The organism is Streptomyces malaysiensis subsp. malaysiensis (assembly GCF_040653035.1).
Classification (GTDB): domain Bacteria; phylum Actinomycetota; class Actinomycetes; order Streptomycetales; family Streptomycetaceae; genus Streptomyces; species Streptomyces malaysiensis.
Genome location: NZ_JBEZNG010000035.1, coordinates 67,847 through 85,447 on the forward strand (window position 1 = coordinate 67,847; position 17,601 = coordinate 85,447).

At 72.4% G+C, this 17,601-nt stretch carries 1 protein-coding gene; it reads left to right on the top strand.

Translation table 11 applies throughout. The features are described 5' to 3' along the window. Window positions 1-166: 166 nt before the first annotated feature. On the top strand, window positions 167-17,601 hold a 17,435-nt coding region (locus tag AB0E24_RS40730; protein ID WP_359384693.1), incomplete at its 3' end, for a type I polyketide synthase.

Below are 17,601 nucleotides of genomic sequence, written 5' to 3' on the forward strand. Positions count from 1 at the left end.
CCGGGGGTTCGGGAAAGCAATACCGAACGAAAGGATCCGGGCCCGCACCTCGGTAAACGCGCCCGCGTACGGCCGTAACGGCGGCATTCGCGGATGCCCGGGCGGGGCCGCGCGAAGAACGATCGGGCATGGCGGGTACCGGACGTGAGAAAAGGTCGCGAGGAAAATGGCTGCGAAAAGCGCACTCACGAAGGCAGCGGAATACTCCAGGGGCGTCGCCGGACACCTCGTCGACCCGGATACGACGATGGCCGTCATCGGCGTCTCGTGCCGATTCCCCGGTGCCGAGAACCCGGACCGGATGTGGCGGCTGCTGACCGCGGGCGAGAGCAGCGTCGGCGAGGTGCCGCCCGGCCGCTGGTCCGGCCCCGCCGCCGAGGAGACGCCCCGCTTTGGAGCGTTCCTGGAGCGCCCCGAGGAGTTCGACGCCGCGTTCTTCGGCATCTCCCCGCGCGAGGCGCCGTACGTCGACCCGCAGCAGCGGCTCGCCCTGGAGCTCGGCTGGGAGGCCCTGGAGAACGCCCGCATCGTGCCGGACCAGGTGCGCGGCACCCGCCTCGGCACGTTCGTCGGCGTCAGCGGCGACGACTACGCCCAGCTGTTGTCCCCGCACGTCCACACCCTCGCCACCCAGCACGCCCTGCCCGGCGTGCAGCGCGGCGTCATCGCCAACCGCCTCGCCGCCTTCCTCGGTGCCCGCGGCCCCAGCATCACCGTCGACTCCGCCCAGTCCTCCTCCCTGGTCGCGCTCCACCTGGCCTGCGGGAGCCTGCGCGGCGAGGAGTCCGACACGGCGCTCGTATGCGGGGTCAACCTCCATCTGCTGCCGCAGAGCGTGCTGCTCGCCTCCCGCCTGGGCGCCCTGTCCCCGCGGGGGCGCTGCTTCACCTTCGACGAGCGGGCGGACGGCTACGTGCCCGGCGAGGGCGGCGGCGCCGTCGTCCTGAAACGCCTTCGCACCGCCCTCGCCGACGGCGACCGCATCCTGTGCCTGGTCCGTGGCAGCGCCACCACCAACGACCCGGACGGCGTAACCCTCACCGCGCCGACCGTCGCCGCCCAGGCCGAAGCCCTCGCCCTCGCCTACCGGCACGCCGGTGTCGCCCCGGACGCCGTCGACTACGTCGAACTGCACGGCACCGGCACCCCTACCGGGGATCCCGTCGAGGCCGCCGCACTCAGCGAGGTCATCGGCCGGCACCGCCCAGCCGACCGCCCCCTGGTCGTGGGTTCGGTGAAGACCAACATCGGCCACCTGAGCGGCGCGGCCGGCATCGCCGGCTTCATCAAGACCGTGCTCGCCCTCGCCCACCGGCAACTGCCCCCCAGCCTCAACTTCGACCGCCCCCATCCGCGTATCCCCCTCGACACACTCAACTTGCGCGTCCAGCGGCAGCTGGGCCCATGGCCCGGCGCCCCCGCCGCCGACCGGTCACTCGTGGCAGGCGTCAGCTCCTTCGGTATGGGCGGCAGCAACTGCCATGTCGTACTGAGCGACTGGCACCCCGAGCCCGAACCGGCCCGGCCCGAACCGGACCCGCTCACCGTGCCCTGGCTGCTGTCCGGGCGTGGCGAGGCGGCCCTGCGCGACGCCGCGTCCCGGCTCGGGAACAGCGATGCCGTGCGTGACCCCGAGGTCTCGGCGGCGGATGTCGCCTGGTCCCTCGCCTCCTCCCGGAGCGCCTTCGAGCGCCGCGCCGCGATCGTGGCGCCCACACGGGACGACCTGCTCGCCGGGGTGCGGGCGCTGGCCGAGGGATCCACCGCGCCCGGTGTTCTGACCGGGACGGCCGTACCGGGCGGCGTGGGGGTGGTGTTCTCGGGCCAGGGGTCCGAGCACGGTGGTATGGGGGCGGGCCTGGCTCGTTTCCCGGTCTTCGCCGAGGCGCTGGCCGAGGTGTGCCAGGTCTTCGACGAGGTGGCCGGGGAGGTCGCGGACGAGGTTGGTCTGTCGGAGGAGGCGCGTGAGCGGTTCGGTGTGGAGCGGGGGGAGTTCGGTGCGCTTCTGCGGCGTGTGATGGCGGAGGGGGCCGGTGACGGGGAAGCCGGTCTGGGCGGGACCGGCTGGGCTCAGGCGGGGTTGTTCGCGTTCGGTGTGGCGGCGTGGCGGCTGGTGTCGTCCTTGGGCGTGGTGCCGTCGGTGGTGGCCGGGCATTCGGTGGGGGAAGTGATCGCCGCCCATGTGGCGGGCGTGTGGTCGTTGCGGGATGCGGCGCGGGTGGTGTTGGCGCGTGGCTGGTTGATGGAGCCGATGTTGGAGGAGTTCGGCCGGGTGCTGGGGTCGGTGGAGTTCGCGGCTCCCCGGCTGGCTGTGACATCCAATGTCACGGGGCGGGTCGCCGAGCCCGAACTGCTGCGGAATCCCGCCTACTGGGCGCGGCATGTCGAGGAGACGGTGCGGTTCGCGGACGAGGTCTCCGCCATGCGGGCCCAAGGGGTCTCGACGTTCCTGGAGATCGGCCCCGGGGCCGCCCTCACCCCCATGATCAAGGAGTCGGTACGCGCGTCGGCGCCCGGCGCCGAGCAGTCTCCCGACGTCTCCGCGGTCCCCCTGTGCCGCCGTGACCTGGACGAGGGACAGTCGCTGGTCCAGGCGCTCGCGCAGCTGTGGGCGCGCGGGACCGATGTCGACTGGGAGCCGCTGCTCGGGGCCGCACGCCAGGTGGACCTGCCGACGTACCCGTTCCAGCGGCAACGGTTCTGGCTCGACGTCGATACTCCGGTCGCAGCCTCCGCCCCTGCCTCCGCCCCAACTCCCACTCCGGACCCGATCCCGGCCTCCGCAACCGCTCCGGCCGGAAAACCTTCCGGCACGTCCCCCCGCACCCTGCGCGAACTGCCCGACCTGCTCCGACTGGTGCGGGAGCAGACGGGCGCCATCATGCGGGACTCCGGCCCCGTCGACATGGCGCTGACGTTCAGGGACCTCGGCTTCAACTCGCTCATGACCGAGGAGCTCGCGGAGGCGCTCGCAGCCCGCACCGGCCTGCCTCTCAAGGCGGAGGCGGTCTTCGGATACCCGACCCCCGCGGCCCTGGCCGAGCATCTGCGCGATGCGCTCACCAGCATCGAACACACCCCGGACACTCGTGAACAGCCGGCGACGGACGAGCCGTTGGCGATCGTCGGCATGGCCTGCCGCTACCCGGGCGGCGTCGCCTCGGCGGACGACCTGTGGCGCCTCTTGGCGTCCGGCGGGGACGCGATCGGCGGGCTGCCCACCGACCGCGGCTGGGCCCCGGACATCCTGCACGGAGCGGACTCCGGCGACCCCGTTCCGGCCGGCGGCTTCCTGTACGACGCGGGCGACTTCGACGCGGACTTCTTCGGTATTTCTCCGCGGGAGGCGTTGGCGATGGATCCGCAGCAGCGGTTGTTGCTGGAGAGTTCCTGGGAGGCGTTGGAGCGGGCCGGTATGGACCCGGCCGGTCTGCGTGGTTCGGCTACCGGTGTCTATATCGGTGCCACGACGCAGGATTATGGTCCTCGTGCGTACGGTGCTCCGGAGCATCTCACGGGTCATGTTCTGACGGGGAGTACGCCGAGTGTGTTGTCGGGTCGTGTGGCGTACTCGTTTGGTTTTGAGGGGCCTGCGGTGACGGTGGATACGGCGTGTTCTTCGTCGTTGGTGGCGTTGCATCTGGCTGGTCGGGCGTTGCGGTCGGGGGAATGTGATCTGGCGCTGGCGGGTGGTGTGACGGTGATGGCCACTCCGGGGATGTTTATCGAGTTCCGTCAGCAGCAGGGGTTGGCGGTGGATGGGCGGTGCAAGCCGTTTTCCGCGGCGGCGGATGGTACGGGGTGGGGTGAGGGTGTTGGTGTTCTGGTGTTGGAGCGGCTGTCGGACGCCCGGCGTCATGGCCATCAGGTGCTGGCGGTGGTCCGTGGCTCGGCCATCAATCAGGATGGTGCGTCGAATGGTCTGACGGCGCCGAGTGGTCCGTCGCAGCAGCGGGTGATCCGGGCGGCGCTGGCCGACGCGGGGCTGTCCGCGGACGAGGTGGACGCGGTCGAGGCACACGGCACGGGAACGCGGCTGGGCGATCCCATCGAGGCACAGGCGCTGGCGGAGGCATACGGGCGGGGGCGGGATCCGGAGCGGCCGTTGTGGCTGGGGTCGCTGAAGTCCAACATCGGGCACGCCCAGGCCGCCGCGGGCGTCGGCGGCGTGATCAAGATGGTGCAGGCGATGCGGCACGGGACATTGCCCGCCTCGCTGCACGCGGAAGAGCCGACGCCGCGCGTGGCATGGGAGTCGAGCGGCCTGGAACTGCTGGTGCGGCCGCGGGAGTGGCCGGAGCGGGCCGGTCGTCTGCGGCGTGCGGGTGTGTCGTCGTTCGGGATCAGTGGCACGAACGCGCATGTGATCGTGGAGGAAGCTCCGGCTGTCGCCGAGTCGGGGAGCGGGCGCGATGTGCCGTCAGGGGTGGTGCCGTGGGTGTTGTCGGGGCGTAGTGGTGCGGCGTTGCGGGGGCAGGCGGAGCGGCTGGCGGCGTTCGTCGAGTCGCGGCCGGAGGTGTCTCTCGCCGATGTCGGGGCCTCCTTGGTGAACGGCCGTGCGGTGCACGACCATCGGGCGGTGGTCGCGGGTACCGGTCGGGACGAACTCCTCGACGCGGTACGGGCGCTGGCCCGCGGCACCACGGAAGGCGCCGCCGTGGTGGGCGAGCGCGACGACGCCGCGTCCCGGGTGGTGTTCGTGTTCCCCGGGCAGGGGGCGCAGTGGGTGGGCATGGCGATGGAGTTGCTTGCGGATTCGCCGGTGTTCGCCGCGCGGATGCGGGAGTGTGCGGCGGCGTTGAAGCCTCATCTTGAGGTGCCGCTTCTGGAGGCCCTGGGCGACTCGGCCGCGCTCGACCGCGTCGAACTCGTCCAGCCCGCGCTGTGGGCGGTGATGGTGTCCTTGGCCGAGGTGTGGCGTTCGTATGGTGTGGTGCCGTCGGCTGTGGTGGGTCATTCGCAGGGTGAGATTGCCGCCGCTGTTGTCGCGGGTGCTCTGTCGTTGGAGGACGGGGCGCGGGTGGTGGCCCTGCGCAGCCGGGCCGTCGCCGCCGAACTGTCGGGGCGTGGCGGCATGGCGGTCGTGCGGGTCCCTGCCGACGAGGCACGCCGGGTCATCGGAGACCTTCGGGACGTGGTGTCGGTTGCGGCGGTCAATGGGCCCGCGACCACGGTGGTTTCGGGTACGCCGGAGGGGCTGGAGGCGCTCGAGGTCCGGTGTGGGCGGGAGGGGGTGCGGTTCCGGCGGGTGGCGGTGGACTACGCCTCGCACTCCGCTCAGGTGGATGCGCTTCGAGACCGGATTCTCGCGGATCTGGCCCCGATCCGGGCGCGTCGTGCGGAGGTTCCGTTCTTCTCCACGGTCGTCGGCGCCTGGCTGGGGGATGGGGTGCCGGACGCCTCCTACTGGGCGGACAACCTCCGCCGTCCGGTCCGTTTCGAGGAAGGCGTTCGTGCGCTGGCTGCCGAAGGCTTCGGCGCGTTCGTCGAGTGCAGCCCCCACCCGGTGCTGACAGGGGACATCCAGCACACCCTGGAGGAGGCCGGTCAGGACGCGGCCGTCGTCGGTTCGCTCGTCCGTGACGACGGTGGCCCACGACGCCTGCTGACCTCGCTGGCGGAGGCTTTCGTACGGGGCGTCCCGGTGGACTGGGCCCAGGTGTTCGCCGGTTCCGGGACCCACCGCGTCGACCTGCCCACCTACGCCTTCCAACATGAACGCTACTGGTTCGACGCCGACACGGGCACCCTCGATGTGTCGGCCGCCGGTCTCACCCCCGCCCGGCACCCGCTGCTCGGCGCCGCCGTCCGCACCGCCGACGGCGGCACCCTCGTCCTGACCGGACGGATCGCCGCACACACCCACCGATGGCTCTACGACCACACCGTCGGTACCCTCGCCCTGCTGCCCGGGACGGCTCTGCTCGAACTGGCCGTGCAGGCGGGGAACCGGTACGGCGCCCCGCACGTCGGCGAACTCGTGCTCCACGCCCCCATGGTGCTGCCCGGTCCGGGCGGCGCCGCGGACCTCCAGATCACGGTTACCGCGTCCGGCGAGCCGGGCCGTGCCACGGCCACCGTCCAGGCACGCCCTGCCACGGACGGCGCCGACGCGCCGTGGACGCACCACGCCACCGCGACGCTCACCGCGACCCCCGCCATCCCCGCCCGGCCCGTCTCGGACTGGGCCACCACCTGGCCGCCGGCCGGAGCCACCCCGACTGGTCCTGACGATGTCTACGCCGACCTGGCCGACACCGGCTACACCTACGGACCCGCGTTCCAGGGGCTCAGCCATCTGTGGGCGGCTCCCGACGGAACCGTCTACGCCGAAGCACACCTCCCGGAGCGGGACCAGGACGGCACCAGCACCGGAACAGCCACGGGCACGGTCACCGGTGACGGCGACGGATACGCCCTCCACCCGGCCCTCCTCGATGCCGTCCTGCACGCCGTGTCGGCCGGCCGCGTGCTGGGCGGCGAGCTGCGCCTGCCGTACGCCTGGGGCGATGTCGCCCTGCACGCCGCCGGTGCCCGTGCGCTGCGCGCCCGTATCGCGCGTACCGGCGAGGGCGAGGTCGCCATCGACCTCGCCGACGCGGCCGGACGCCCGGTGGGGAGCATCGGATCGCTCACCATGCGGCCGGCCGACACCGCACGGCTCGGCGCGCCGACCGGGGCGGCCGCCCGGTCGCTGTTCGGCGTGGAGTGGGACGCGCTGTCGCCGGGCGACCCGCGACCCACCGGCCACTGGGCCCTGCTGGCGGGTGACGACGGCCCGGTCCCGGCCGCCCTCCGGGACAGCGGCACCCTCCCGGCCACCGCGGCCGTCTACCGGGACGTCGGCCGGCTGCGCACCGCCCTCGACGCCGGCGACGCCGTACCCGACGTCCTCGTATGGCTCGTGCCGCACGTGGACGGCGACCCCGTGACCGCCGCCCACGCGCACGCGGCGGCGGCCCTGGAAACCGCCCGCGCCCTGCTCCTCGACGACCGGATGACCGCCACCCGCCTCCTCGCCGTCACCGAGGGCGCTGCCGGCCCGGACGCCGTGACCGACGTCGCCGCGGCCACCGTCTGGGGTCTGCTGCGCACCGCGCAGACCGAGACCCCCGGGCGGTTCCTCCTCGTCGACACCGACCGCCACCGGGAGTCGCTGCGGCTCCTGCCCGCCGTCGCGGCGGGCGCGGAACCGCAGGTCGCGCTGCGCGCCGGCCGTGCCCACACCCCCCGGCTCACCCGTGCCACGCCCGTGGCCGCCGACGCCACCACACCCTTCGGCCCGGACGGTACGGTCCTGCTCACCGGCGCCTCCGGGCGGATCGGCGGCCTGCTCGCCCGGCGTCTGGTCCATGAACACGGTGTACGCAGGCTGCTGTTCGTCAGCCGGCGCGGAGCCGACGCGACCCGCGACCTCGCCGCGGAACTCACCGACGCGGGCTGCGAGGTGACGACGGTCGCTTGCGACCCGGCCGACCGCGGCGCGCTCGCCACCGCCCTCGCGAGCGTCCGTACCGAGCACCCCCTCACCGCGGTGGTGCACGCCGCGGGCGCCACCGACGACGGTGCGGTCACCTCCCTGACGGCCGAACAACTCGCCAAGGTTCTGCGGCCCAAGGTGGATGCCGCCTGGCACCTGCACGAACTCACCCGCGAGGAGCCGCTGACCGCGTTCATCGTCCTGTCCTCGGTCTCCGGTGTGCTCGGCACCGCCGGACAGGCCAACTACGCCGCCGCCAACGCCTTCCTCGACGCCCTGGCCGCCCACCGCTCCCATCTGGGCCTGCCCGGCCAGTCCCACGCCTGGGGCCTGTGGGACCAGGACGGCGGCGGCGGTGGCATGGCATCGGGCCTCGACGACACCGACCGGTCGCGGCTGGCGCGGCTCGGGGTGGTGCCGCTGTCCGAGGACGAGGCTCTCGCCCTGTTCGACCGCGCGGTCGCCGACCCCAGGCCGCTCATGGTCCCCGCGAAGCTGGACGTGCGTCCGGTCCGTGAACGGGCCCCGCAGGACGGCGTGCCGACGCTGCTGCGCCGTATCGTCCGCCCGCCGCGTACGACCGGCGGAAACGCGGACTCCCCGTTCGCCGCCCGGCTGGCGGCCCTCGCGCCGGACGAGCGGCCCGGCCTGGCCCTCGATCTCGTACGGGCCAAGGCCGCCGCCGTCCTCGGCCATGCGGTGGCCGAGAGGGTCCCCGCCACACGGGCCTTCAAGGACATCGGCTTCGACTCGCTCGGCTCGCTCGAGCTGCGCAACCGGCTGAACACCGAGACCGGCCTGCGGCTGCCCGTCGGGCTGCTCTTCGACTACCCCACGCCCACCGCGCTCGCCACGTTCCTGGTGGGCGAACTGGCCGGTGCCGCCGAGGCCACGCCCGGCGAGGAGCGGCCCGCCGACACCGCCCCCACTGCCGTCACCGCCCACACCGCCCGCACCGACGAGCCCCTGGCGATCGTCGGCATGGCCTGCCGCTACCCCGGGGGTGCCACCAGCCCCGAGGCCCTGTGGGAGCTGGTGTCCAGCGGCGGCGACGGCATCGGCCCCTTCCCGGCCGACCGCGGCTGGGATCTCGACGGGCTCTACCACCCCGACCCCGACCACCCCGGCACGTCGTACACCCGCGAGGGCGGCTTCCTGTACGGCGCGGGCGACTTCGACGCGGGCTTCTTCGGTATTTCTCCGCGGGAGGCGCTGGTGATGGATCCGCAGCAGCGGTTGTTGCTGGAGAGTTCCTGGGAGGCGTTGGAGCGGGCGGGTATGGATCCGGCGGGTCTGCGTGGTTCGGCTACGGGTGTTTATGTGGGTGCGACGACGCAGGATTATGGTCCTCGTGCGTATGGTGCTCCGGAGTATCTCTCGGGTCATGTTCTGACGGGGAGTACGCCGAGTGTGTTGTCGGGTCGTGTGGCGTACTCGTTTGGTTTTGAGGGGCCTGCGGTGACGGTGGATACGGCGTGTTCTTCGTCGTTGGTGGCGTTGCATCTGGCTGGTCGGGCGTTGCGGTCGGGGGAGTGTGATCTGGCGCTGGCGGGTGGTGTGACGGTGATGGCCACTCCGGGGATGTTTATCGAGTTCGGTCAGCAGCGGGGGTTGGCGGTGGATGGGCGGTGCAAGCCGTTTTCAGCGGCGGCGGATGGTACGGGGTGGGGTGAGGGTGTTGGTGTTCTGGTGTTGGAGCGGTTGTCGGATGCCCGGCGTCTTGGGCATCGGGTGCTGGCGGTGGTGCGGGGGAGTGCGGTCAATCAGGATGGTGCGTCGAATGGTCTGACGGCGCCGAGTGGTCCGTCGCAGCAGCGGGTGATCCGGGCGGCGCTGGCCGACGCGGGGCTGTCCGCGGACGAGGTGGACGCGGTCGAGGCACATGGCACGGGGACGACCCTCGGCGACCCGATCGAGGCCGACGCGCTGCTCGCCACGTATGGGCGGGGGCGGGATCCGGAGCGGCCGTTGTGGCTGGGGTCGCTGAAGTCCAACATCGGGCACACCCAGGCCGCCGCGGGCGTCGGCGGCGTGATCAAGGCGGTGCAGATGATGCGGCACGGTGTGCTGCCCGCTTCGCTGCACGCCGGGGAACCCTCGCCGCATGTCGACTGGTCCCCGGGCACCGTGCGGCTCCTGGCGGAGCCACTCGACTGGCCGGACACCGGTCGTCTGCGGCGTGCGGGTGTGTCGTCGTTCGGGATCAGTGGCACGAACGCGCATGTGATCGTGGAGGAAGCTCCGGCTGTGGCCGAATCGGGGAGCGAGCGTGGTGAGCTTCCGGTGGTGCCGTGGGTGTTGTCGGGGCGTAGTGGTGCGGCGTTGCGGGGGCAGGCGGAGCGGCTGGCGGCGTTCGTCGAGTCGCGGCCGGAGGTGTCTCTCGCCGATGTCGGGGCCTCCTTGGTGAACGGCCGTGCGGTGCATGAGCATCGGGCGGTGGTCGCGGGTACGGGTCGAAATGAACTCCTCGACGCGGTACGGGCGCTGGCCCGCGGCACTGGTGTTGGCGGTGAGGTACGCGGCGACGACGCCGAGCCACGGGCGGTGTTCGTCTTCCCCGGGCAGGGGGCGCAGTGGGTGGGCATGGCGGCGGAGTTGCTGGCGGATTCGCCGGTGTTCGCCGCGCGGATGCGGGAGTGTGCGGCGGCGTTGAAGCCTCATCTCGACCTGCCGCTTCTTGAGGTCCTGGGTGATGCGGTGGCGTTGGAGCGGGTGGATGTGGTGCAGCCCGCGCTGTGGGCGGTGATGGTGTCCTTGGCCGAGGTGTGGCGTTCGTATGGTGTGGTGCCGTCGGCTGTGGTGGGTCATTCGCAGGGTGAGATCGCCGCCGCTGTTGTCGCGGGTGCTCTGTCGTTGGAGGACGGGGCGCGGGTGGTGGCCCTGCGCAGCCGGGCCGTGGCCGCGGAACTGGCCGGGCAGGGGGGTATGGCGGCCGTGGCCACGTCCGAGGACGAGGTGCGCCGCCTCGTGGAGGACATCGAGGACGTGGTGTCGGTTGCGGCGGTCAATGGGCCCGCGACCACGGTGGTTTCGGGTACGCCGGAGGGGCTGGAGGCGCTCGAGGCCCGGTGTGGGCGGGAGGGGGTGCGGTTCCGGCGGGTGGCGGTGGACTACGCCTCGCACTCCGCTCAGGTGGATGCGCTTCAGGACCGGATTCTCGCGGATCTGGCCCCGATCCGGGCGCGTCGTGCGGAGGTTCCGTTCTTCTCCACGGTCATCGGCGCCTGGTTGGGGGAGGGGGTGCCGGACGCCTCCTACTGGGTGCACAACCTCCGCCGTCCGGTCCGTTTCGAGGAGGCCGTTCGTGCGCTGGCTGCCGAAGGCTTCGGCGCGTTCGTCGAGTGCAGCCCCCACCCGGTGCTGACCGCCGCGGTTCAGGAGACGCTGGACGCGGCCGGTCATGAGGCGGTGGTGGCCGGGACGTTGCGCCGTGACGACGGTGGGGCCCGGCGCCTGTTCACCTCGTTCGGCGAGGTCTTCGTACATGGAGTCCCGGTGGACTGGTCCCAGGTGTTCGCCGGCTCCGGGGCCCGCCACGTCGACCTGCCCACCTACGCCTTCCAACATGAACGCTACTGGTGGGACCCCGCTGCCCTGCGCAAGCCCGCCATCCCACGGGACACCGCCGGCCCCGCCGACGACACCGGCTTCTGGGGGGCCGTGGAAAGCGGCGACACCGAGACCCTGGCGGGCACCCTCGACATCGACGGCGCGTCCCTCGCCCCGGTCCTGCCCGCCCTGCGCAACTGGCACCGGCACCGTTCGGCGGCGGCCGCCGTCGCCTCCTGGCGGTACCACACCCGCTGGGTCCCCGCGTCGCTGCCGGACACCCCTGCCCTGACCGGCACCTGGCTGCTGGCCGTACCCGCCGGCTCCGCCGTCGCGGCCGACCGCGCGGCCGAGGTCGCCGCGGCCGTACGCGACCACGGCGGTGAGGTCACCACGCTCGAACTGCCGGCCACCGCCACCCGGGAGGACATCGCCCGCCGGCTGCCCGGGAAAACGTACGCGGGCGTGCTGTCCCTGCTGTCCGCCGCCGACGGCCCCGCCACCGCCGACGGCATCCCGCGGACCGGGCTCACGGCCACCGTCGCCCTTTTCCAGGCCCTCGGCGACGCGGGGACCGGTGCGCCCCTGTGGTGCCTGACCCACGACGCGGTCACCGCCACCGACCAGGACCTACGGACGCACCGCGACAGTGCGGCGGCGCAGCACATGGTGTGGGGCCTGGGCAGGATCGTCGCCTTGGAGCACCCCGAGAGGTTCGGTGGCCTCGTCGATCTCCCGGCCCGGCCCGACGCCCGAACCGGCCGCCTCCTCGCGGCGCTCCTCTCCGGCACCACGGGCGAGGATCAGGTCGCCCTCCGCCCGTCCGGCGCCCTCGTCCGTCGCCTGGCCCGCGCGGCAGCCACCGGCTCGCACCCCGCATGGCGCCCGCGCGGCACCGTCCTGGTCACCGGCGGCACCGGAGGACTCGGCGCCCGGGTGGCCCGCCACCTGGCCGGGTCCGGCGCCGAACACCTCGTACTGGCCAGCCGCAGCGGCCCCGACGCGCCCGGCGCAGCCGAGCTGAGCGCCGAACTGGAGGCCGCCGGCGTACGGGTCACCCTGGCCGCCTGCGACGTCGGTGACCGCGCGGACCTCGCCCGGCTGCTCGATGCTGTTCCCGGCGACTGCCCGCTGACGGCCGTGGTGCACACCGCCGCCGTACTCGACGACGCCGTTGTCGAGCGCCTGACCCCCGGCCAGATCGACCGGGTCCTGCGCGCCAAGGCCGACGGGGCCTGGCATCTGCACGAGCTGACCCGGGACAGCGACCTGGACGCGTTCGTGCTGTTCTCCTCCGTGGCCGGCACCCTCGGCGCCTCCGGGCAGGGCAATTACGCCCCCGGCAACGCCTACCTGGACGCCCTCGCCGAACAGCGGCACGCCCTCGGACTGCCCGCCACCTCGGTCGCCTGGAGCATCTGGGACGAGCGGGGCATGGCCACCGAGGACGGCATCGGGACGCTGGCCCGCCGCCATGGCCTGCTCGTCATGGCACCCGATCTCGCGGCCACCGCCCTGACCGTGGTGGCCGGTGAGCCCGAGCCGACCGTCATGGTCGCGGACGTGGAGTGGGACAGGTTCCACGTGGCCTACACCGCCACCCGGCCCAGTCCCTTCCTCGCGGACCTGCCCGAGGTACGACGGCTCACCACGGTCACACCGGCGGACGAGTCGGCGCCACGCGCCGCCACCGGGTCCGGGGACCTCGTCGCCCGGCTCACCGCGCTGGGCGGCCACGCCGAACAGCAGGCCGTGCTCCTGACCGCCGTCCGCGAGCAGGTCGCCGTGGTGCTCGGTCATACGGGCCCCGACGCGGTCGACCCCGGCACGGCCTACCGGGATCTGGGCTTCGACTCCGTCACCGCCGTCGAACTGCGCAACCGGCTCAACAGCGTCACCGGCCTGCGACTGCCGCCCACCATCGTCTTCGACCACCCCAACGCCCGCGCCCTGGCCGCGCATCTGCACAGCGAGATCCTCGGCGGCGCCCCGGCCCCGGACACCCTGCCCACGCCCCCGGCCGCGCCCACCACGGCCGCCGAGGAGGCGGAGGATCCCATTGTCATCGTCGGTATGAGCTGCCGGTTCCCCGGCGACGTCCGCTCGCCCGGGGACCTGTGGCAGCTGCTCAAGTCGGGCGGCGACGCCATCACCCCGTTCCCCGAGGACCGCGGCTGGGACCTGGACGCCCTCCACGCCCCCGGCTCCGACCGGACCGGCACCTCGTACACCCGCGAAGGCGGCTTCCTGTCGGACGCCGCCGACTTCGACGCCGGTTTCTTCGGTATCTCCCCGCGGGAGGCGATGGCGATGGATCCGCAGCAGCGGTTGCTGCTGGAGACCTCCTGGGAGGCGCTGGAGGGCGCGGGCATCGACCCGACGGCGCTGCGCGGCACCCGCGCGGCCGTCTTCACCGGCACCAACGGCGGCGATTACCTCGCCATGGGCCATGACGTTCCCGAGGAGGCCGTCGGATACGCTGCCACGGGCAACATCGGCAGCGTGCTGTCCGGCCGGGTCTCCTACGCGCTCGGCATCGAGGGACCGGCCGTCACCGTCGACACCGCCTGCTCCTCCTCCCTCGTAGCCCTGCATCTCGCCGCCCGGTCGCTCCAGCAGGGCGAGTGCGACCTCGCGCTCACCGGCGGTGTCACCGTCATGTCCACACCGGGCATCTTCACCGAGTTCACCAGCCAGGGCGGGCTGGCAGCCGACGGCCGCAGCAAGGCGTTCGCCGCGAACGCGGACGGGGCGGGCTTCGCCGAGGGGGTGGGCGTGCTGGTCGTCGAGCGGCTCTCGGACGCCCGGCGGAACGGGCACCGGGTGTGGGCGGTCGTACGGGGAAGCGCCGTCAACCAGGACGGGGCATCGAACGGTCTGACCGCACCCAACGGCGTGGCGCAACAGCGGGTGGTGCGGGCGGCGTTGGCGGACGCGGGGCTGTCCGCGGGCGATGTGGACGTGGTGGAGGCGCATGGGACGGGGACCAAGCTCGGCGACCCGATCGAGGCACGGGCGCTGCTCGCCACATACGGCCAGGGGCGGGACCCTCGGCGGCCGCTGTGGCTGGGGTCGGTGAAGTCCAACATCGGGCACACCCAGGCCGCCGCCGGAGTGGCCGGTGTCATCAAGACCGTGCTGGCCCTGCACCACGCACAGCTTCCCCGTACCCTGCACGCCGATCAACCCTCGCCACACGTCGACTGGTCCTCCGGCGCCATACGACTCCTGGTGGAGCCGCGCGACTGGCCGGACACCGGGCGTCCGCGGCGCGCGGGGATCTCCTCGTTCGGCGTCAGCGGTACGAACGCCCACGTCATCCTCGAGCAGGGCCCGGACCCCCGCGCGACCCCGGAGAGCCGAGCCGTCCCCGAGGGCACGGTCGTGCCCTGGACACTGTCGGCCAAGTCCGAGGCCGCGCTGCGGGAGCAGGCCCGCAGGCTGCTGCCGCTGCTCGCCGGAGACATGTCCACCACCGACATCGGCCACGCGCTGGCGACCACCCGCGCCCGCTTCGACCACCGGGCCGTCGTCCTCGGCGCGAGCACCGCCGAACGGCGCGACGCGCTCGACAGCCTGGCCACCGGCAAGGACACGCCCGCCGTCGTCCGCGGCACCACCGTCACCTCCGACGACCGCGTTGCCTTTGTGTTTCCGGGGCAGGGGTCGCAGTGGGTGGGGATGGCGTTGGGGTTGTTGGAGTCCTCGCCGGTGTTCGCGCGGCGGATGGGTGAGTGTGCGGATGTGTTGGGGCCGTTGGTGGAGTGGTCGTTGTGGGATGTGTTGTCGGATGAGGTGGCGCTCAGTCGGGTTGATGTGGTGCAGCCGGTGTTGTGGGCGGTGATGGTGTCGTTGGCTGAGGTGTGGTGTTCGTTTGGTGTGGTGCCGTCGGCCGTGGTGGGTCATTCGCAGGGGGAGATTGCTGCGGCGGTGGTGGCGGGTGGGTTGTCGTTGGAGGATGGGGCGCGGTTGGTGGTGTTGCGGAGTCGGGTGTTGGTGGGGTTGTCGGGTCGGGGTGGGATGGTTTCGGTTGGTGCTGGGGTGGGTGTGGTGCGGGGGTTGGTGGAGTCGTTTGGGGGTGGTCTGTGTGTGGCGGCGGTGAATGGTCCTTCGGCGGTTGTTGTTTCGGGTGATGTTGGTGTGCTTGAGGGGTTTTTGGCTGAGTGTGAGGGTGTTGGGGTTCGGGCTCGGCGTATTCCGGTGGATTATGCGTCGCATGGTGTGCAGGTGGAGGAGGTTCGGGGTGAGGTGGAGGAGGCGGTTTCTGGTGTGGTGTCGGGTGTTGGTGTGGTGCCGTTTTATTCGACGGTGACGGGTGGGGTTTTGGATATGGCGGGGTTGGATGCGGGGTATTGGTATCGGAATTTGCGTTTTCCGGTGCGGTTTGAGGAGACGGTGCGGGTGCTTTTGGATGCGGGGTTTCGGCAGTTTGTTGAGGTGAGTGCGCATCCTGTGTTGACGTTGGGTGTTGAGCAGACGGCTGAGGATCATGGTGTTGAGGTGTCTGTGGTGGGGACGTTGCGGCGTGATGAGGGTGGTCGGGGGCGTGTGTTGAGGTCTCTTGCCGAGGCGTATGTGGCGGGTGCGCCGGTGGAGTGGGCGCGGGTTTACGCTGATACCGGTGCACGCCGGGTCGACCTCCCGACATACCCCTTCCAACGAGAGCGCTTCTGGATCCGGCAACACGGCGGCGCCGGAAGCGCCACCACCGCGCACGGCATGGCGGCCACCGGGCACGCCCTGCTCGGTAGCGGCGTACCGCTGCCCGGCTCGGACGGATTCCTGTTCACCGGACGGCTGTCGCTCCGCGACCAGCCCTGGCTGGCCGACCACTCCGTACTCGGCCGCGTCGTCGTACCCGGCACGGCGTTCCTGGACATGGCGCTGCACGCCGCCGACACGGTCGGCTGCGACCATGTGACCGAGCTGACCCTCGAAACCCCGCTGGTCCTGACCACGACCGGGACGACCCATATGCAGGTCCTGGTGGCCGCGCCCGATCATGAAGGCAACCGCGAGATCAGCGTCCACGCCCGCGCCCAGGACGCGCCGCCCCACGCCTGGACGCGGCATGCCCGAGCGACCCTGACCGCCGGTGTGTCCGGTGAGCCGGCGGGCCTCGGCAGTTGGCCACCGGCGGGGGCGCGGCCGGTGGAGACGGCAGGGCTGTACGAGCGGCTGGGCGATCAGGGTCTGGCTTACGGGCCGGTCTTCCGCGGCCTGGAGACCGTATGGCGGGACGGTGACGGCGCCTTGTTCGCCGAGGTGACGCTGCCGGACGTGGCGGACTCGGACACCGCGGGGTTCGGCGTGCATCCGGCGTTGCTGGACGCGGCGTTGCACGCGTGGGCGGCGGGTTCGGACGACGCGGGTGCGGACGACGCTGGTCCGGGTGCCGTGCGGTTGCCGTTCCTGTGGAGTGGTGTCACTTTGCACGCCACCGGTGCGACGAAGCTGCGGGTACGCCTCACACCGGTGGCATCGGCCGAGGGTGCGCTGTCGGTGCTGGTCACGGACGCCGCCGGTCTGCCGGTTCTCTCCGCCCGGTCGCTGGTGACCCGCCCGGTCACCGAGACGACCTTCCCCGCGCCCTCGGGGACAGGTGGCTCCCTGTACCGGGTGGCCTGGAGCCCGGTGACCGGCTCCGGACCGGAGGCTGGGCCGGAGGCCGGGGCAGCGCCCCGCGTCGCGGTGCTCGGCGAGGCCACCGAAAGCCTGCCCGAGCCCGACCCGGCACTGGCCGACTGCCGCGACCTCGCGGCGCTGGAGAGCCGCCTGGCCGCCGGTGAACAGCCGGTACCCGACCAGGTCCTGGCCGAGGTGTCCGCGCCAGGTGGCGACTGGCTCCCGGCGGTCGCCGAACACACCGCCCGGCACGCCCTGGAGCTTGTCCAGCGCTGGCTCGCCTCGGCCCACTTCAGCGCGTCCCGGCTGGTCCTCGTGACCCAGGGCGCGGTCGCCGCCGCCGAAGGTGACGAGCCCATGGCGGGCCTGACCGCCTCTCCGGTCTGGGGGCTGGTGCGGTCAGCGCAGACCGAACACCCCGGCCGTCTCGCGCTGCTTGACCTGGACCCGCGGGGCACGACGCCCGATGTGGTACGGCGGGCTCTGGCCTCCGGGGAACCCCAACTCGCCATCCGGGGCGAGGAGATCCTCGCGCCGCAGCTCGTCCGGGACGAGCCCGACGAGCCCGACGAGACCGATGCGCCCGACGAGTCGACCGACGCGCGGCACACCGGCCCCTGGCACCTCACCTCCGCCCGGAACGGAACGCTCGAGGACCTGGCTTGGACCCCCGTTCCCTCGGACCCAGTCTCGGATGCGGTGCCCCGTTTGCTGGGTGCGCAGGAGGTGCGTATCGAGGTGCGTGCGGTGGGGTTGAACTTCCGTGACGTTCTGGTTTTGCTCGGTATGTATCCGGATGCGGAGAGCGCGGTGTTGGGGAGTGAGGGGGCCGGGGTTGTGGTGGAGGTGGGGTCTGGTGTGACTGAGGTGTGTGTTGGTGATCGTGTGATGGGTGTGTGGGGGGATGGGTTTCGGTCGGTGGTGGTGGTGGATGTGCGGGGTGTGGT